General features: G+C 54.3%; 13 protein-coding genes. 10 read left to right on the plus strand and 3 right to left on the minus strand.

Features of this window, described 5'->3' with window-relative positions:
- Positions 1 to 422: 422 nt before the first annotated feature.
- From MKX63_RS24520 to MKX63_RS24545, 6 genes are all read left to right on the plus strand, one after another.
- Positions 423 to 2,243: a sensor histidine kinase gene (locus MKX63_RS24520; RefSeq protein WP_341020755.1), complete on the plus strand. Its 1,821-nt coding sequence runs from the start codon at positions 423 to 425 to the stop codon at positions 2,241 to 2,243.
- A 2-nt stretch (positions 2,244 to 2,245) separates the two neighbouring features.
- A complete protein-coding gene (locus MKX63_RS24525; RefSeq protein ID WP_341023249.1) occupies positions 2,246 to 3,832 on the plus strand; it encodes a response regulator in 1,587 nt (528 codons plus the stop codon).
- Between the two features lie 199 nt (positions 3,833 to 4,031).
- Positions 4,032 to 5,342 (plus strand): ABC transporter substrate-binding protein, encoded by a 1,311-nt coding sequence (locus tag MKX63_RS24530; protein WP_341020758.1) that lies wholly within the window; start codon positions 4,032 to 4,034, stop codon positions 5,340 to 5,342.
- Positions 5,343 to 5,550: 208 nt separating this feature from the next.
- Entirely contained in the window at positions 5,551 to 6,462 is a 912-nt protein-coding gene (locus MKX63_RS24535) for a carbohydrate ABC transporter permease (RefSeq protein ID WP_341020760.1), read from the plus strand.
- An 11-nt stretch (positions 6,463 to 6,473) separates the two neighbouring features.
- Positions 6,474 to 7,304 carry a carbohydrate ABC transporter permease gene (locus tag MKX63_RS24540; RefSeq protein ID WP_341020761.1) on the plus strand — a complete coding sequence of 277 codons (831 nt, stop codon included), beginning with the start codon at positions 6,474 to 6,476 and terminating at the stop codon, positions 7,302 to 7,304.
- 71 nt (positions 7,305 to 7,375) lie between these two features.
- Positions 7,376 to 8,677: an ABC transporter substrate-binding protein gene (locus tag MKX63_RS24545; RefSeq protein WP_341020763.1), complete on the plus strand. Its 1,302-nt coding sequence runs from the start codon at positions 7,376 to 7,378 to the stop codon at positions 8,675 to 8,677.
- A gap of 513 nt (positions 8,678 to 9,190) precedes the next feature.
- On the opposite strand, the gene MKX63_RS24550 is transcribed toward MKX63_RS24545, so the two are convergent.
- Both MKX63_RS24550 and MKX63_RS24555 read right to left on the minus strand, forming a co-directional pair.
- Complete coding sequence (locus MKX63_RS24550; RefSeq protein ID WP_341020764.1) at positions 9,191 to 10,798, minus strand: response regulator transcription factor; 1,608 nt, start codon at positions 10,796 to 10,798, stop codon at positions 9,191 to 9,193.
- A complete protein-coding gene (locus MKX63_RS24555; RefSeq protein WP_341020766.1) occupies positions 10,788 to 12,587 on the minus strand; it encodes a sensor histidine kinase in 1,800 nt (599 codons plus the stop codon). Before MKX63_RS24555 ends, MKX63_RS24550 begins: the two co-directional genes overlap by 11 nt.
- Before the next feature lie 250 nt (positions 12,588 to 12,837).
- Here MKX63_RS24555 and MKX63_RS24560 point away from each other — a divergent pair, with 250 nt between their 5' ends.
- The 4 genes from MKX63_RS24560 to uidA are packed head-to-tail and all read left to right on the plus strand — an operon-like array spanning position 12,838 to position 17,774.
- Positions 12,838 to 13,722, plus strand: a complete 885-nt coding sequence (locus tag MKX63_RS24560) for a carbohydrate ABC transporter permease (RefSeq protein ID WP_445323564.1) — start codon at positions 12,838 to 12,840, stop codon at positions 13,720 to 13,722.
- 11 nt (positions 13,723 to 13,733) lie between these two features.
- Positions 13,734 to 14,564: a carbohydrate ABC transporter permease gene (locus MKX63_RS24565; RefSeq protein ID WP_341020769.1), complete on the plus strand. Its 831-nt coding sequence runs from the start codon at positions 13,734 to 13,736 to the stop codon at positions 14,562 to 14,564.
- Between the two features lie 27 nt (positions 14,565 to 14,591).
- Positions 14,592 to 15,941 (plus strand): ABC transporter substrate-binding protein, encoded by a 1,350-nt coding sequence (locus MKX63_RS24570; protein ID WP_341020770.1) that lies wholly within the window; start codon positions 14,592 to 14,594, stop codon positions 15,939 to 15,941.
- A gap of 36 nt (positions 15,942 to 15,977) precedes the next feature.
- Positions 15,978 to 17,774: a beta-glucuronidase gene (gene uidA / locus MKX63_RS24575; protein ID WP_341020772.1), complete on the plus strand. Its 1,797-nt coding sequence runs from the start codon at positions 15,978 to 15,980 to the stop codon at positions 17,772 to 17,774.
- A 455-nt stretch (positions 17,775 to 18,229) separates the two neighbouring features.
- Here the strand turns inward: uidA and MKX63_RS24580 are convergent, their stop codons facing one another.
- Positions 18,230 to 19,072, minus strand: coding sequence for an AraC family transcriptional regulator (locus MKX63_RS24580; protein WP_341020774.1), 843 nt, complete (start codon positions 19,070 to 19,072; stop codon positions 18,230 to 18,232).
- Between the last annotated feature and the right edge of the window lie 14 nt (positions 19,073 to 19,086).

Raw genomic sequence — 19,086 nt, forward strand, 5'->3', positions numbered from 1 at the left:
TGCCTAATGTCCTAATGTCCTTACGGTGATGATCGTCTGCACAGTCTGCCGTGAAGGCCCCCGCACTTGGAACGCTTTCTTATCCCCTCACCCGCTATCTCCGCATAGGCACCGCAACCTCCCTGTCATGGCTGTTTCGCTTCACCGAGAATGTTAAGGGAATGACTCTTACTATAAAATCAAGCTTTTTTACTGTTTTTGTTCTTTTCTTTACGTGTCTGGGTTACTGCCTGGAGCGGGCAGCCCGGGGAGCTTGAGCGGTAGCCGCAGAATTCTTCCAGCCCTTCCTCCGTAATTCCGGTACATGTAAAAAAGGGAACGAAAAGAGTAAAAAAAAGACATGCAGAGCAGGGTGGCGGGAACGCAGCCGGGAGTCTATCATTAAAGGTATTCCACAAAACTCTGCTGCCGGAGGTTATGACTTGAAAGCACCCTTCCCCTTGAAGCCCAGCCGCCGTTTTGTGAGCGTGAAGAACAAAATGCTGTTCTTTTTTCTGCTGGCCATTCTGATTCCGGTTGTGATCCTGTTCGTGAACTCCTATATCTCCTCGCAGCAGATGCTTGAACGCAAATATACGGACCTGCTGGCCGATGTGACGAGACAGTCGAATATCCGCATTGAGGAATTCCTAGAGGACACCAAGCAGATTTCGCTTATCGCCAGCTATGGAATCAACAGCTACATTTCTGCCGTCTCTCAGGAGAATTATCCGGTGCAGAACTATCTGCACGAGAGCTCCGTGACGAACGAGCTACAGGCCACGCAGCTGCTGATGAACTACATAACAATGAAGGACCGCGCCATTTCTATCTATGTCTACAATTTGGTGAATGGCAGCGATCTCTATGTGGCCCCGAACAAGCCTGTCGATTATACCTACAACCCCCGCAAGGAGGACTGGTTCACCGAATTCCTGCGTTCTGACGATATTACGCGGGATTTGCCGACCCGGCTGGACCGGCAGACCAAGGCGGATAACAACTGGACGATCTACAATCTGCGCAAAATCTTCGATATGGAGAACGGCAAGCTGCTCGGCGTTATGGCGGTAAGTGTAGACATCGATTTCATCAACCGGCTGAACAAGCGGATGGAGGCAGGCAACCGTTCTGCCTTCACCGTTACCGATGACAGCGGCAGGATTATATTCAACAACAATTATAACCTGATCGGCAAGCCGTTCAGGACACTTTTTCCGGTGCGTGAGGAAGAACTTGCCGCAGGTTCCGGCAGGCAGATTGTCCGTGTAGCCGGGAAGAACTATATTCTCATCCAATCGCCGTTCGAGGTCCATAACTGGAAGACTTATATGTATATGCCGGTGGAAGAGCTGGCGGTCGAAGGCGACATTCTGAAGCGAAACCTGTGGACGATCGCTGTTGTGCTTATCCTGTTCGCCCTGGCCAGCTCGGTGTACATGTCGAATCTGATCACCCGCCCGATCAAGCAGCTGATCCGCAATATGACGCTGGTGGAGCAGGGGAAATTCGATAATCTGCCGGCGGTCCGCTCGAATGATGAGATCGGGGTGATGGCCAGCCGGTTCGAGCAGATGTCTGCAGAGCTGAAGCAGCTGGTGGAGCGGATCTACGTGGAGCAGGAGCAGAAGGTGGAGGCCGAGATCCGGGCCTTGCAGGCGCAGATCAGCCCCCATTTCCTGTATAATACCTTGAATTCGGTCAAATGGATCGCCACCATGCAGCAGTCGGAGAAAATTGTCGAGATGACCGGGGCGCTAATCTCCATGCTCCGTTATACCGCCAAGACGGACAACCGGCTGGTGCCGGTCCGTGAGGAGCTGGAGCACATCAGGCATTATATCGTCATTCAGAAGGTGCGATATTTCAACCGGATCGAATTCCGCTCTGAGGTGGAGGAGACCCTTGCGGAGCAGGAGATTCCGAAGCTGAGTATCCAGCCGCTGGTGGAGAATGCGATCTTCCACGGGATTGCCGACCAGGAGGACGGACTGCTGTCCATCGAAGTCAGACAGGCCGGAACTGCAGAACTCACCATTACGGTAAAGGACAACGGCGCAGGCATGAGCGCTGAGGCGGCTGCGAAGCTGCGCAGCAGGCTGGGCGGCGCAGAGGACAGCGGCGGCATCGGGGTGATCAATGTGCATCAGCGTGTACGCCGGTTATACGGCGAGCCGTATGGGGTATCATTCGAGAGCAGCCCGGAGCAGGGTGCAGTATTCGTGATCACCATTCCCATTCGGGACAGGAAGGGGGACTATTGAGTATGCTGGGTGTGATTATCGTGGATGATGAGCTGCTGATGCGTATCGGTCTGAAGTCGATCATCCAATGGGAAGATGAAGGATTCACGATTCTGGGCGAAGCCGCCAACGGGCGCGAGGCGCTGGAGCTGGCCGGGACGCACCGGCCGGATCTGATTATTACGGATATCAAAATGCCGGTGATGGACGGCCTGGAGCTGATCCGCGAGGCCCGGCGGCTGGACATCGGCGGGCAATTCGTCATCCTTAGCTGTCTGGAGGAATTCCAGTATGCGCAGGAGGCGCTCCGGCTTGGGGCGGCGGACTATCTGATCAAGAGCGATATGAAGCCGCAGCAGCTGGTGAATGTGCTGGAGACAGTCAAAAAGCGGGCCGTCCGCCTCTCCGTAGGCGGCTCCGCCGGAATGCCGCCCGGGTCCTACAGGGAGAGCATCGAGCATTTGAAGGAGATGCTGTTCAAGGAAGTGCTGAGCGGCTTCAAGGGCGCCGAAGAGGTGCTCGCCCGGCGCGAAGCGCTGCACATCCGCCTGCCGGATCAGCCGATGGTGCTGATGAAGCTGCGGATCAACCGGTTCGACCAGCTGCGGCGCAAGTATGTGGAGCAGGACGAGAAGCTGCTGCGCTATTCAGTGGCGAATATTCTGGAGGAGATCCTGCCCCGCAAACGGGCGAAGGAGATCATCGTCATGAATTCCGCAGAATATGTGCTGCTGCTTGATCTCGGAGAGGAAGGGCGGATTGTGCGCGCGGAGATCGAACGCGCCGCCGCCAAGATCCAAGAGGCGATGAAGGATTTCCTGAAGCTGACCCTGTCGATCGGCGTCAGCGCTCCGGCCTCCGGCTTCGACCGGCTGAAGCGTGCATACCAGGAGGCCGACATGGCCCTGGATGCACTGTTCCTGGAGAACGGCAGCGGCCTGTGCTTCTACGATCAGGCCCGCAGCAGGCAGAGAAGCGGAGAACGGCTGAACCTCGACAAGTCTGCCCTGCGCAGATTCAGGCAGGATACAGAGAGCGGCAGCGGGGAGGCGATAGCCTTCCTGAACCGCTTGAAGGAGTCCTTGCTGCAGGAAGGCTGCACGAAGCAGGCAGCGCGCTTAGTCTATATCAGGATGCTGGCGGTCATTCAGTCCTGCTTCCCGGCACTGCCCGAGCCGAACGAGGCTGGGCTGACCCTGTATGAGAGCATCCTCGGGGAGGAGAGTCTGCAGGGGCTGCACGGGCTCATTACCGATTATCTGGAGCAGTGCAGAGCGCAGATGTCGCAGGGACAATCCTCCCGGAGCTATGCGGAGCAGGCGAGTGAGCTGATGATGCGGCTCTACGCAGAGGATATCTCGCTGCAGTCGGTGGCGGAGCAGATTAACGTGAATGCCTCCTATCTCAGCCGGGTGTTCAAGCAGGAGACGGGCGAGAACTTCGTCAGCTTCCTGACCCGGCTGCGTATGGAGAAGGCCAAGAGCATGCTAAGGGACAGGAACGTCAAGGTCTATGAGGTTGCCGAGCGCGTGGGCTATCCGAACACCGCGTATTTCAGCAAGCTGTTCAAGAAGCTGAACGGCATAAGTCCTGAGGAATACCGGGGCTAGAGTGGCAATTGTCAAAAAAAGAACAGAGTCTGTAAAAGAAGTGCATCCGCTGCGGGTGCACTTTTTGCCGCTTCCGGGGATTGGTCAAAAAAGGGAATGTTTCCGTAAAAAACGGCCATTCCGGGAGCGGCGGGGTTCGCCTACCATTGGAGATGCAGCAGATGCAGCATATCCTAAATGGAAGTTGGGGGTAATTCTAGTGAAGAAAAAAGGCTTAGCGGCCGTATTGTCCATCCTGCTTACAGCGGCCACCTTGACCGCATGCGGTAACGGCAACGGCAACGGCAATAACAAGGCAGCTGCCCCATCGGCAAGCGCGCCTGCAGAGGCGGCAACACAGCAAGCAAGCGGAGAGAAGGTCCAGCTGACCTATGCAATCTGGGATTCCAATCAGGAGAAGGGCCTGCGGACCATCGCCGATGAATTCGAGGCTAAGAACCCGGACATCAAGGTCAATATTGAAGTGACCGGCTGGTCCGATTATTGGACGATGCTGGAGGCCGGAGCTACCGGAGGCTCGCTGCCGGATGTCTTCTGGATGCACTCGAACGAGATTTACCGCTATGCCAGCAACGGCATGCTGCTTGATCTCACAGACCGGATCGGCAAGAGCACCGAGGTGAAGCTGGAGAATTACCCGGAAGGTCTAAACCAGATCTATAACCTGAACGGCAAGCAGTACGCGGTGCCGAAGGATTTTGACACGATCGGGCTGTGGTATAACAAGACGCTGTTCGATCAGGCGGGCATTCAGCACCCGGATGAGAATTGGACCTGGGATGATCTGAAGCAGGCGGCCAAGACGCTTACAAAGGACGGGGTCTACGGCTTTCTTGCTCCGCTGCATAATCAGGAGGGGTATTACAACTTCGTCTATCAGAACGGCGGAACCATTATTACAGCGGATAAAAAATCAGGCTACGATGATCCCAAGACCATTGAAGCGCTTGATTTCTATATCGGCCTGGTGCGTGAGGGATTGTCACCTGAGGTCTACGGCGATGCCGAGCGTGCCGATCTGCTGAAGAACGGTAAGGCGGCCATGGGGCTGTTCGGCTCCTGGAACCTGAGCGGCTTCACGGAGAATGAATACATGGCTAAGAATTTCGATGTGGCTGTGCTGCCGAAGAAGGAGAAGCAGGCCTCGATCTATAACGGCCTCGGCAATGCCATTGATGCCAAGACCAAGCATCCTGAGGAAGCTTGGAAGTTCGTGGAATACCTGAGCTCCAAGGCAGGTCAGGAGCGGCAGGCAGAGCTTGGCGTAGCGATCTCCGCATACACAGGCGCAGCCGATAAGTGGGTGGATTCCAACAAGACCTTCAACATCAAAGCCTTCGTGGATATGGTCAGCTATGGCGTGATCCGTCCCTATTCCAATACAACGGCGGTCTGGGAAGACAAGGCCTATGAAGCGCTTAAGCCTGCGTTCACCGGCAAGATACCGGTAGCGGAAGCCGCGAAGAATGCGGCTAAGGTGATGAATGAGAGCTTGGCGGAAGAGAAATAAGCTTGAGAACAGGACCGCGGCGCCCTGAGGGTGGCCGCGGGTTTGACTGGAAAGATAAGAATTTATATGCTTCGCGCTATAACTATCCTTATCTTTCTCACTGAAACGGTACCGTCCTTCAAAAGGACGGCAAAGCCGTTTCCACTTGAAATATAACGATGCGTCCCCTACAAGGACGGCAAATCCTTTCCGCTTGAGAGGTGAGTCCATGAATCAACCCGTGAAGAGAAGAATAGGAGCTGCCACCCGGAACGAATGGTACTGGGGCTGGCTGCTGATCGCACCCACAATGCTCGGGCTGCTGGTGCTCAATTTTATCCCGATTATCCAGACCGCGTACCTGAGCTTCTTCAAGAGCGGAGACTTCGGCAAAGGCAACATCTACATCGGGTGGGACAATTACAATAAGCTGATTCATGATCCGCAGGTGTGGCATGCTGTAGGTAATACCCTGCTGTATACTCTGCTGGTTGTACCTGCAAGTGTGGCTATCGCTATGCTGGTGGCCGTGCTGCTGAACGGCAAGCTCGTGGGCCGCTCGCTGTACCGCACGATCTACTTCATACCGATGGTCGCTGCACCCGCAGCGGTCACCATGGTCTGGCGGTGGATGTACAACCAGCATTATGGCCTGATGAATTACGGGCTGTCCAGAGTGGGCCTGCCGGCGGTCAATTGGACGACTGATCCGCGTGTCGCGCTGATCTCCATCGCCATAATCGGCATCTGGAGCGTGATCGGCTACAATATGGTGCTGCTGCTCGCCGGTCTGCAGGAGATCCCGAAGGACTTTTATGAAGCGTCTGATATCGACGGGGCCAGCAGAGTACGGCAATTCTTCATGATCACCCTGCCGCTGGTCTCGCCAACCCTGTTCTTTGTAGTGGTGACCTCGGTCATTCAGGCGATGCAGGTCTTCGACGTGATCTACATGATGATTGATGTGACCAACCCGGCTTATGATCATACCGTATCGCTGGTGTATCTGTTCTATAATAATTCGTTCAAATACTCGAACAAGGGCTATGGCTCGGCAGTTGTACTGGTGCTGCTCACACTGATTATGATCATTACGTTCTTTCAGATGCGGGCGCAGAAAAAATGGGTCAACTACATGTAGGAGGGTGCAACATGGATAATCCGAAGCGTTATAACCGTATTCTGTCCCACACTGTGCTCCTCCTGGGAGCGGCCGCAATGATTCTGCCCTTCGCCTGGATGCTGCTCACCTCCTTCAAGACGGTGACGGAATCGACCTCCATGAATCCGTTTGTATTCCTTCCTAGGACCTGGAGATGGGAGAATTACATAGAGGTCTGGCGGCAAAATAACTTTTTGATGCTGTACTGGAATACGTTTGCGATGATGGCTCTGCGGGTGCTGTGCGCGGTGATGTTCAGTGCAATGGCAGCGTATGCTTTTGCGAGGCTGAGATTTCCGGGGCGTGACTTCTGCTTCAGTCTGGTGCTGTTCCAGATGATGGTGCCGACCCAGATCTTCATCATCCCGCAATATCTGATGGTGGATGCGCTGGGGATGCGCAATACGATCTTCGCTCTGCTGTTCCCCGGGCTGGTCAGCGCCTTCGGCACGTTCCTGCTGCGGCAGTTCTTCATGGGGCTGCCGAAGGAGCTCGAGGAGGCGGCGAAGATCGACGGCTGTAATATCGGCCAGACCTTCGCCAGAATCATGCTCCCGCTGGTCCGCTCCGGCCTGGTTGCACTCGGCATCTTCACGGCTCTCTTCTCCTTTAAAGACCTGATGTGGCCGATGATCGTTAACACCAGCTCGGATGCAGCGACCCTCTCCTCGGCCCTGGCGAAAATTCAGAGCGCCTTCTCCGTGGACTATCCTGAGCTGATGGCGGCTTCCGTGCTGGCCATCTGGCCGATGCTGCTGATCTACATTCTGTTCCAGCGGCAGTTCATTGAAGGCATTGCCACCTCGGGCGGCAAGCTCTGATGACCCGTTGACGGGAAACGGAGATGTCCGTCAGAATAGAGGGAGAATGGCTGAAGGAGGGAGAGAAGCCCATGATGGCAAGAAGAACCGGGAGACTGTGCGCCGCTGCACTGCTGCTCTTCGTGCTGGCTGGCTGTGATGCACAGGAGCGCACGGACGCCTCTCTTCTGTCCAGCCAGCTGCCCGGTGAAGATGAACCTGTCACCCTCCGCTACTCCAGCTATCTGCTGGATACGGCGCAGGCGGGCAAGGTATATTTCGATGCGATTGCCGAATTTGAACGTCTGCATCCCGGGATTAAGATTGAAGCCGACTTTATTCAGAATAATAATTACACGGCAGGGATCAAGATCAGGCTGCTGGGTGGCGAGAGGGTGGATGTATTCGATACATGGTCGCCCAGTCTGTTCGAGGAATTCCGCGCTCTGCGCAGCGATATGTATCTGGACCTGACGGGCGCTGAATTCCTTAAGGAGTTCTACCCCAATTCACTGCTGCCGGTAACTATTGACGGCAGGGTATACGGCGCTCCTGAAGTGATGCACAGCGACGGGCTGCTGTACAACAAGACCCTGTTCGATGAGCTGGGACTGGCAGTCCCGCGCACCTGGGATGAGTTCCTGGCGCTTTGCCTGAAGCTGAAGGAGGCCGGGGTGATTCCGGTAGCGATGGATGCGGAATGGTCTACGGCCCAGTTCTTTTGGGGTTCAATCATGTCGGACAACGGGGCGGATGCCGCCTGGACGAAGAAGCTGGAGCGCGGGGAGATCACTATTGATGATCCGGTGTTCACCGATGCAATCAAGAAGCACCGGGAGATCATTGACCGGGGGCTGGTGCCGCCGAACTGGAAGAGCCTGAAGCATGAGCAGGCGAAGGACCTGGTGGGCACGGGCCGGGCAGCTATGATCATTACCGGAACCTGGGATATTCCCAGCATCAAGGAGCGGAATCCGGCGCAGGATATCCGCTTCATGATGGTGCCGGGCAGTGTGCGGACGGTGCCGAACATCAATGTCGGTACGTACCGTGTCATCAGCTCCCGGACGGAGCATCCGGAGGAGGCCAAGCAGTTCGTGGCGTTCATGAACGGCAGAGCCACGCAGGAGAAGCTGGCCGCAGGCGCACTCGCCGTGCCATCCGTCATCTCGGCGCCCACGGACCGCAGCGATTCGGTCTCGTCCATTGCCGCTGCAGTGACGCGCGAGGATGCGACCCTATACTGGCCGCATACGGTATCGACGGAATCGCTCCAGGTGAAGATTCTGGAGGGGGTCAATCAATATCTGGCCGGACAGCCGCTGGAGACCGCCCTGGCCGGCATCCAGCGGGCGGTTGATGAAGCTGCGGCTAAGCGGCGGGCAGCCCGATAGCTGACGGGAGGGATTTATCCCTCTCATTCCGGCAATCGGCCCGCATACGCCGAATTCAGAGGGATTTATCCCTCTCATTCCGGCAATCGGCCCACATACGCCGAATTCAGAGGGATTTATCCCTCTCATTCCGGCAATCGGCCCGCATACGCCGAATTCAGAGGGATTTATCCCTCTCATTCCGGCAATCGGCCCACATACGCCGAATTCAGAGGGATTTATCCCTCTCATTCCGGCAATCGGCCCGCATACGCCGAATTCAGAGGGATTTATCCCTCTCATTCCGGCAATCGGCCCGCATACGCCGAATTCAGAGGGATTTATCCCTCTCATTCCGGCACACAGCCCGCATACGCCGAATTCTGAAGGTCTCAACTTAATGGTTGCTGCGGGCGCTGTTCCTCGGAATTGCTTCGCTGCCCATCCGGTATTCCCGCAGAGTTCCCTTTCACTTGTAGTCTAGTCAGTGCTCCCGGCATCACCCCGATGCCCCATTCTTCCTCCCGTTCCCGCCTACAGCGACTTGCGGAATTCCGCCGGAGTCATGCCGGAGAAGTTACGGAACAGCTTGATGAAGTAGCTGACGTTGTCATAGCCAAGCTGCTCCGCGATCTCCACGATGGTCAGGTTCGTCTGATTCAGGAGATCGCGGGCCTGCTCCATTTTCACCCTCGTTACGTACTCAATGAAGGTCAGTCCGGTCTCCAGACGGAATAACCGGCTGAAATGGGTGGGGTTCAGGCCCAGGCGCTTCGCCATCTCCTCCATTCCAACCTTCTCGCTGATATGATTCATGACATAACGTTTGGCTTCAGCGACCTCTTTGCGGACATTCTGCTTCCACATGGAGCTCAGCATGAGTATTTTATCCTTCAGGAATTCCTCCAGCCATTCCATGAGCTGCTCCAGCGTTTCGAATTCCTGGATCGAGCGCTGAAGCCGCTCACTGTTGAAGTTGTTGACGAAGTTCTGCATGACTACATATTTCAATTCCAGCTCCATCACCATCTTGAGCAGCCAGCTCTTCACACTCTCTACCGGATATTTCTGGTCCCCGATATACTGCTTAATCTCCCTGACCTTGGCCGCAATCTGCGAGCTGTCCTCCTGCTGAATGCAGTCCCTTAGCTGCTGTAGAATCTCCGAATAATGCACGAACAGGTCCTCGCCGCTGGTCTGGACAGGCGCATACTTCATAATCGCCCCCTCGGCGGTATAGAATCGCAGGGCATGGGAATCCAGCAGCGCCTGAATCTGCTTCTTGATGTCGATCAGACTTGGAGTAGCCTCCCCGTAAAAGAAGGAAATCCCCATCCGCAAATGCAGCTTCGCCATTCTCTGAACATGCCGGAAATGATCACGGAACTCCTCATACAGATTGCGGACGAGGATATGCGGCAAAGGAATGAACAGGATGAACTGCCGTTCCGTCAGCGCGAACTGGATAATGCCATCGATCTCCAGGAATTCCTGCAGCACATTATCCATCACGAACTGCAGGTTCACCACTCCGCCGAACCGCCGTTCCAGCTCATAGGAGCGCTCCGGGACCGCCAGTACGGGCAGATACGGGGTGCCTTGGTGCAGGCTGATGCCCATCGCTTCGGCTTGTCCGAACCACTCGGCTTCATCCCAGACCGGCTGCTCCACGAACATGCGGATGAACCTGGTCCGGATGGCGGCGTGGTTCTGGCTGACCAGCTTCTCCATCTGGAGGTAGTGGTTACGGGATTTCAGCTTCACCTCCAGCCGGGCTACCGCCTCCGTTAATACAGCAATCACTTGATCGATCTGCAGGCTCTCCTTCAATATATATTCGGCCACATTCAGCTTCACAGCCTGCTGGGCATATTCGAATTCCCCGTGGCAGGACAGGATAATCGTCTGCAGCTGAGGGTTCATCTCCCGCGCCTTCCGGATTAATTCCAGTCCATTCATCGCCGGCATGCCGATATCCGTAAGCAGAATATCCGGCTGATGCAGCTGGCAGGCTTCCCAGGCCTGTCTGCCGTCCGAGCAGCAAGCCGACAATTCAAGGCCGAGGGTGTCCCAGGGGATCGCAGCACTTAAATACTCCAGGACAGGATAATGATCATCTGCTAGTACTACTTTATAGGTCATGAATATCTGCTCCTATCCGCTTCACGGGCATGATTAACTGTACGGTGGTGCGCTCCCCGTGAATGCTCTCAATGTTCATCTCGAAGCGCTCCCCGTAGATTAGCTTGAGCCGCTGGTAGACGTTGATTAATCCGATGCCGTGAGCGGGCTCAGCCACGGGCGTCCCGTCAGCACTCAAGGCGCCTATCTCCGCATCCTTCTGCCTGATGTGCTGAAGCAGGGCGGCGAGCGTATGCTCCTCCATTCCCGTGCCGTTGTCCTCAATGTGAATGGTCAGCCTGGACTGAACGAGTCCGATGGTAATGACCACCCGTCCTCCGCCCTGCAGGAACCCGTGCTTGTAAGCATTCTCAATAATAGGCTGCAGGATGAACCTTGGCACTGTCTCCAGCAGCAGCTCTTTGTCCACATGCACTGCATAATCCGTAGGATATCTCATCGTGAACCGCATTAATTCCATATACTGTTTGGTGAAATCAAGCTCACTGGCAATCGAGACGAATTCCTCCCGGCTGGAAAAGCTGGCCCGCAGCATAGCAGATAGGGAGCCGACTATAGCAGCATTCTCCTCATCCTGCTTCATGAGCAGCTTGAGCCGGATCGAGCTAAGCACATTGAACAGAAAATGCGGGTTGATCTGGGCCTGCAGCATCGCAATTTCCGCCTGGCGCTTCAATTCCTGCTCCGTCTCCACCTGTCTGAGCATCAGCTGCACCCGGTCCAGCATGTTATCGAAGGAGTGCCCGAGGCTGCCGATCTCATCGGTTCCCCGGATGCCCGAGCGGACCATGAGATCTCCGTCCTCGACCCGGCGCGCCGCCTTGCCCAGGACAAGCACGGGCTTGGTGAATCTCCGCAGCAGAACAGTAAGCGCGAACAAGAAGCTGAGCGCAAACACTGTCTGAATAATCAGGCCGGTCCGGTTCATCCCGTTCAACCGTTCCGTCAGCTGCTCATAGGGAGCGACACTGATCAACTTCCATTTGGCATATTTCAGCGGCAGCGAGAGGAGGAGCTGGTTCTCCCCCTTGAACTTGACGATATCAGGGAAGGCCAGCTCATCTACAGGCAGCAGCTTGTCAAAGCTTGTGCCTATCAGCTCATGGCTGCGGTTCGACAGAATGTTATCCTCTTCATCCAGCAGATACACATCCTCTTCCAGTGAAGCAAACCGCTCACGGATCGAAGCCTCACTGCGGCTGACAATCAGGTAAGCGTAGGGGGCGGAAGTCGTTTCTTCTCTTAAGGCACGCGCTGTCATGAAGATATACGGCTGCTCAGCCTTCAGGGAGGTCAGATAGTTGTCCTCTGCTCCCATAAATAAGGTGTCATACGGCGGGAGCTGCTCCAGCGTAGCGAACCAGCGCCGCTTCAGAAATTGCCGGGGATCATAATCATAGAAGGAATAATCGGAATAGGCATGTCCTTCCTTGTCCAGCAGGGTGATCCGCAGATCAATGGTGTCTCCGGCCACCTGCTCCAGGCGGCTGGTCAGGGTCCGCGCTGCTACGGGATTGGTCTTGGCATCCTCCAGCAGGGTCTTGATCTCCGGATCGAAATGGACGAAATTCGACACCGATACCATCTCTTCGAAGATCACATCAATCTGCGACTGGACAATTCTCAGGGACTGCGTGGACTTCTCCAAGGAATGCTCCCGGATAATCAGCTTGGAATAGACATTGGTAATATATAGCATCCCCAGTGCCGGAATGACCAGGCAGGCGATGGAGGTAAGGATTAGCTTTTGCCGGAAGGAGAGCTGACTGAGCCTGTGCTTTTCTTTCATTAATATCCCTCCCGTAGTAGACCTTCACAGACTTATGGTACTTGATTCTGCGGTTCGGCTCATCCAATAATTTTTTCAATTTAGAAAAAATAATGCTATACAAAGTTTTCGCCACAGATAAATTCGTTGCATGTGCTATGAAATTTGCCCTTCTATAATAAAGCTACAAACATAAAAAGAGGTGGATAAAGTGGAGGTTATTACTGAAGAGGGGACGGCAAAACGGTCCGGCAGCCCCGGGATAAGCAAGATGCGCAAGCAATCCTTTTACGACAATATTGCAGGGTATTTATTCATTGCCCCCATGCTCATTCTGACCGTAACGCTGGTAATTATTCCGATTCTCCTATCCGGTGTGATCAGCTTCTCGAACTGGAACTTTGTATCCGGTCTGGACGGGTTCGGGTTTGTCGGTCTGGATAACTACACCCGGCTGGTGCAGGACGAGTCCTTTCACCGTTCGCTCTACAACAACCTGATCATGATCGGCGTCGTTCCGGTGGCGATGTTCCTGGCGCTGGTGCTGGCGGTGCTGATCAACAAGGCAACGTATTTCAAAACCTTTTTCAAAGTGATCTACTTCATGCCCTTCATCTCAAGCTTCGTGGCGATTGCCCTGCTCTGGAGAGTACTCTATCACCCGAACAACGGTCCGATCAACGGCTTCCTGAGATCCATCGGGGTGGAGCATCCGCCCATGTGGCTGGCTGATCCCAAGTTCGCCCTGATCTCGGTCATGATTATTATGATGTGGACCTCACTCGGCTTCAATATGGTCATCTATCTGGCCGGCCTGCAGAATATCTCACGGGATCTGTATGAAGCCGCCGATGTGGACGGGGCCTCACCGCTCAGACAATTCTTCAGAATTACACTGCCGATGCTGTCGCCTACGTCCTTCTTCCTGTTGATCACAGGGGTTGTCGGGTCCTTCAAGGTCTTCGATCTGATTATGGTGTTAACCGGCGGCGGCCCGGCAGGCTCAACCTCCGTCATTGTCTACTATCTGTACGAGGTGGCATTTGTGAATCTGGAGTCGGGCTATGCTTCGGCGATGGGCATTATTCTGCTGATCCTCATCCTGCTGGTGACCTTGTTTCAATGGGTCGGACAAAAGAAATGGGTCAACTACTAGGAGGTTTATACATGCGATCGATCAAGCTTAACCGTGTTATTGTTACCGTTGTCATGGGGGTTGCGGGCATTCTGTTCATCATGCCGTTCTTATGGATGCTCTCCGCCTCCTTCAAGCCCGAGCTGGATGTCATGAAATATCCGATAGAATGGATTCCATCGAAATGGAATGCGGCGGAGAACTACAAGCAGGTATGGGCGGGTGCCGTGCCGTTCACACTCTACTACTGGAATACGACAAAGGTTACTCTGATGTCTACAGCGCTGTCACTGATTATCTCCGCTATGGCGGCTTACGGTTTCTCCAAAATCATTTTCAAAGGGCGGGATATGCTCTTTCTGGTGGTCCTGGCCACCTTCATGATTCCAACGCAGGCCATTCTGGTTCCGCAGTTCATTATGTACCGCTGGCTTGGACTGTTCGACAGCCATTTCGGGCTGGTGCTGCTTGCCGCCTCCGGGGTGCTTGGAACCTTCCTGCTGAGACAGTTCTTCCTTGGAATCCATGATGAAATTATTGAATCGGCGCGGATTGATGCAGCGGGCCACTGGACGATCTTCATGCGGATTGCCATGCCTCTGGTGCAGCCAGCCCTTGCTACCTATATGATTCTCCGCTTTATCTGGACCTGGAATGATTACCAGAATCCGCTGATCTTCCTTCGTTCCGATTCATTGTTTACCCTGCAGCTGGGCATCCGGAAATTCGCTGATTTCAGCGGCGAGTTCTACTCCTTGATGATGGCAGGCGCTGTATCGGCCATTCTGCCGTTGTTAATTATTTTCATGATCGGCCAGAAGCAGGTGATTGAGGGAGTTGCGATGGGCAGTGTCAAAGGCTAGACTAATTACATTACAGGGGGCCAAATCATGTCAAAAGTAAAACGCAATCTATTCATTGCTGTACCGCTGTTATCCCTGCTGGTATCCGGATGTGGAGGCGCGGGCAATGCAGAGAAGGAGCCGGCGGCAACGGGTGCAGGAGCAGGTGCAGAACAAGCGGTAACCATTAAGCTGAGCAACTGGTATGCCAAAAAAATGGACAATTGGGATATCGTGATTGCCGAGTTTGAGAAGCAGCATCCGAACATTAAGGTGGAATTCGCCTCTGCGGAGGATAACAACTCCAACGAGTATTATAAGAAGCTCGACCTGGCGGTGGCCGGGGGGGACGATCTGGATATCCTCATGTTCAGTAACATGACCTTCCTGTCCCAGCGGGCAGGGCTCGGCATGATCCAGCCGCTGGATGATTATCTGGCCAAGGACGGCATTAATTTCAAGGATGAATATACAGCGGATACCAGCATTGACGGTAAGATCTATGGATTGCCCGGCAAGTCCTCGCAAGGTCTGGTCATTATCAACGAGGATCACCTAAAGGAAGCGGGACTTGAGCTGCCAAAGGATTGGACCTGGGATCAGTACATGGATTACGCCAAGGCGATGACGAAGAAAACGGGCGATAAGACCCGTTATGGAACCTACTTCCACAGCTGGATTCAATATGGCTATGTGGCACAGACCTTCGGTCAGGCGGTGAATGCGAATCTGACTACCGATGACGGCAAGACCGCCAATATTAACAATCCATTCATGCGCAAGTCGCTTGAGCTGCGGCTTCGGGGAGAAACGGAAGGCTCCGCAACCCCGTATTCCGAGGTGGTCAGCCAGAAGCTGAACTACAGACCGCAATATTTCAACCAGGATACCAGTATGCTTGTCACCGGCTCCTTCCTGATCCCGGAGACTGGCGGAACCGATACCATTCCGGCCAGCTTCAAGACCGTGTTCGCTCCGCTGCCGAAGATGAAGATCGAAGATCCGATGTCCTCGAACGTCAGCGGGGATGTCCTGAGCATCTACAGCAAGTCCAAGCATAAAGACGAAGCCTACACCTTCATCCGCTGGTTCTCCACCGAGGGGATTGTGCTGCAAGGGAAGAATATTCCGTCCTGGAAAAAAGCTGACTTGAAAGATGTGGTGGACCGGATTATCGCAGGCAGCAAGACCCCGGAAATGATCGACAAGGCTTCGCTGCTCTATGTTCTGGAGAATACTATACCGACTACGGCAGCTACAGCGGTGCCTTATCACGCTGAGCTGGAGAAGGTGCTGCTGGAGGAATTCGACAAAATGCTGCTGTCCGGTCAAAGCATCGATGATACGATCGAGCACGCACAGACCAAAATACAGAAGATTATCGATTCCAAATCCTAAGCAGCAGATAATACAGATTAGATAGGAGTGCTGACCGTGCTGTATCCAATAATGACGGAAACCCGCAGTCTGTTCGATCTGGGCGGGGTATGGAATTTCAAGCTGGACGATGGCTCCGGCTGGGAGGAGAATTGGCAGGCCTCCAAGCTGACAGATACAATCCCTATGGCGGTGCCTTCGGCTTACAATGATCTGGGCGTAAGCCCGGAGATTCGTAATCATGTCGGCTGGGTGTGGTACGAACGGGAGCTGACGCTCCCTTCGGGCATCCTGAATGAGCGGCTGGTGCTGCGCTTCGGCTCGGCCACCCACAAGGCGAAGGTATTTATCAATGGAAGCCTGGTGATGGAGCATGCCGGCGGATTCCTGCCCTTCGAGGGCGTGATCAATGACTTCATTCGGCCGGGAGCCAACCGGTTGACCGTGGCCGTGCATAACGTCGTGGATTACACCACTTTGCCTGTTGGCCTGTACACGGAGACCGAGGGGCCGGACGGGAAGATTAAGGTGAAGAACCAGCCGAATTTCGATTTCTTCAACTTTGCCGGACTCCAGCGGCCGGTGCGGATCTACTCTACACCGCAAACCTTCGTAGAGGATGTTACGGTGGTCACGGATTATTCTGGTGAGAACGGAATCGTCAAGTACAGCGTGGACATTAACGGCGAAGCGGATATCCGGGTTACGGTACAGGATGAAGAGGGGAATACGGTCTGTTCAGGAAGAGAGCCGTCCGGTGTACTGGATATTCCCTCTGTCAGACTATGGCAGCCGCTGAATGCCTACTTGTATACTCTTAGAATTGAGCTTGTGCAATCCGGGCAATTGATTGATGTCTATGAGCTGCCGTTCGGCGTGCGGACGGTAGAAGTGAAGGACGGGCAGTTCCTGATTAATGGCGAGCCCTTCTACTTCAAGGGCTACGGCAGACATGAGGATACTCCGTTCCATGGACGGGGCCTGGATGAAGCCGCGAATATTATGGATTTCAATCTGATGAAATGGTCCGGGGCCAACTCCTTCCGCACGGCGCATTATCCGTATGCCGAGGAAGTGATGCGGCTGGCCGACCGTGAAGGCTTCGTCGTGATCAATGAGACTCCGGCAGTAGGCCTGGACCTTAATTTCCTCGTGATGTTCTCAGGGGGTTCGAAGAAGGATACCTGGGCAGAGGTCCAGACCTTCGGACATCACCAGCAGGTGATCCGTGAGCTGATCAACCGCGATAAGAACCATGCCTGCGTGGTGATGTGGAATGTAGCGAATGAACCGGCCTCCTATGAGGATGGGGCGTACGAATATTTCAAGCCGCTGATCGAGCAGCTGCGGGAGGATGATCCGCAGCACCGTCCGGTGACCCTGGTAACGCATATCGAAGCCTCACCGGCTAACGACAGAATCTCTGAGCTGATCGATGTGCTTGCCTTCAACCGGTATTACGGCTGGTATGTGGACGGAGGGGACCTGGAGTCGGCGAAGGTCAAGCTGCGGCAGGAGCTGGAAGCGTGGACCCGGCGCTGCCCCGGCAAGCCGATGAAGATGACTGAATACGGAACCGATACCGTGGCTGGACTGCATGATGTGGAGCCAATCATGTTCACGGAAGAATATCAGGTGGCGTTCTACCGGGCGAATCATGAAGTCTTCGATGAGTTCCGGGAGTTTGTGGGTGAGCAGGTATGGAATTTCGCCGACTTTGCCACCAGCCAGGGCATCATCCGGGTGCAGGGGAACAAGAAGGGCATCTTCACCCGTGACCGCAAGCCCAAGGCGGCAGCCCACGAGCTGCGCCGGAGATGGACGGAGATCCCTGATTTTGGCTATATGAAGTGAAATGAACTTTCGGTTGCAGCGCAAGCTTGCAAACCTGCAAGCCTGCAAGTCTCCAACCCTTCAAGCCTCCCGTTATGGGAGGCTTGTTTTTTTTATACAACAACCCCCGGCTCGGCTGGGGGCCTTAATGATTCGTAGCAAGAGGGAAGGGCGGATGGAGTTGGAAAAAAGGCATTTAATTTTGCGTAATGGAGGATTAGGGGGAAACGGCTGGATAAAGTACACTTAATTCCTGGAATATGATTTATTTAGCAGAAGTTGGACCGAGTAAGCTGCATTTTTCCAACTAATTAGTTTACGTACCCCTTTACCGCCAAATTAGATGTACAATTTCCACTTCTATAAGTCCGCCGTCATGAGTCAGACGCTGTAAGCCTACCCTAATGATCCAGTCCCGCCTTCCGCAGACACTGCGCCTTCCCGCTCCACTTCCCGCGAACATTCTACATTCTGTTTTATTCCTGCTTAGCATATCTGCCCGGAGATACTCCGGCCACCTTGGTGAAGCTGCGGATAAAGTTCGCGTAATCGCTGAAGCCGGATTGATAACAGGCCTCGGTAAGACTAAGGCCGTCCCGGAGGTAAGCCTTGGCTAACGAAATCCGGCGGTCCAGGATATAGGAGCGCAGCGTTAGTCCTGTGTGTTGTTTGAACTGTCTGCTGATATAGGTGCTGTTCAGATGAAAGAGGCCGCTAAGCTGCTCAAGCGTGAGGGGCTGCCCCAGGTGGGCATCAATATACTCCATCGTCCTGCGGACCAGCTCCGGCATGATATCCGCAGGAACGATGCTTGTTCTATGAAACACGGTGTTGGTCAGCACCAATAATTGAGCAAGCATGCTGTTGGCGAGGATATCTGCCCCATACATATCGGATGAGAGGGCCTTCTCCAGATCGCCGGTCAACCGGAGAACCTGCTGAAGCTCGGCTTCCTCCAGATGAACGATGTTGCCCTTTCCCTTCGGACGGTAGTCGAAGCACCAGGATAGTGGAGTAGCCGGAGTAGAGAGGCGGTGCAGATAAGATTTTTGCAGATTGATCGTAATCCTTTCATATTCTGATTCATCCTGGCTGAAGGAACGGTGCATCTCTTCCGGGTTCAGCACAAGCAGATCTCCGCGCCGCAGGTGGTAGCAGCTGTTCTCAATATAGAACTTGACGTTGCCGCGCAGAAATAGGTACAGCTCATATGCTTCATGGCGGTGATAGAAGGTTCCCATATTATAGGTGGTTGTCCTGTGCAGGTAGAGGTAATCTTTATGGATAGGGTCATAGCGAAGCTCAAAAGGCTCGTTCATGGGTAACCTCCGGA

The sequence above is a fragment of the Paenibacillus sp. FSL R7-0179 genome, from assembly GCF_038002265.1.
Lineage (GTDB): Bacteria > Bacillota > Bacilli > Paenibacillales > Paenibacillaceae > Paenibacillus_AQ.

Bases quoted from the DNA above. Each gene is read 5' to 3' on its own strand.
- MKX63_RS24580 (WP_341020774.1), bottom strand. From the start codon at position 19,072: ATGAACGAGCCTTTTGAGCTTCGCTATGACCCTATCCATAAAGATTAC.
- MKX63_RS24540 (WP_341020761.1), top strand. From the start codon at position 6,474: ATGGATAATCCGAAGCGTTATAACCGTATTCTGTCCCACACTGTGCTC.
- MKX63_RS24535 (WP_341020760.1), top strand. From the start codon at position 5,551: ATGAATCAACCCGTGAAGAGAAGAATAGGAGCTGCCACCCGGAACGAA.
- MKX63_RS24525 (WP_341023249.1), top strand. From the start codon at position 2,246: ATGCTGGGTGTGATTATCGTGGATGATGAGCTGCTGATGCGTATCGGT.
- MKX63_RS24565 (WP_341020769.1), top strand. From the start codon at position 13,734: ATGCGATCGATCAAGCTTAACCGTGTTATTGTTACCGTTGTCATGGGG.
- MKX63_RS24550 (WP_341020764.1), bottom strand. From the start codon at position 10,798: ATGACCTATAAAGTAGTACTAGCAGATGATCATTATCCTGTCCTGGAG.
- MKX63_RS24560 (WP_445323564.1), top strand. From the start codon at position 12,838: ATGCGCAAGCAATCCTTTTACGACAATATTGCAGGGTATTTATTCATT.
- MKX63_RS24570 (WP_341020770.1), top strand. From the start codon at position 14,592: ATGTCAAAAGTAAAACGCAATCTATTCATTGCTGTACCGCTGTTATCC.
- MKX63_RS24545 (WP_341020763.1), top strand. From the start codon at position 7,376: ATGATGGCAAGAAGAACCGGGAGACTGTGCGCCGCTGCACTGCTGCTC.
- MKX63_RS24555 (WP_341020766.1), bottom strand. From the start codon at position 12,587: ATGAAAGAAAAGCACAGGCTCAGTCAGCTCTCCTTCCGGCAAAAGCTA.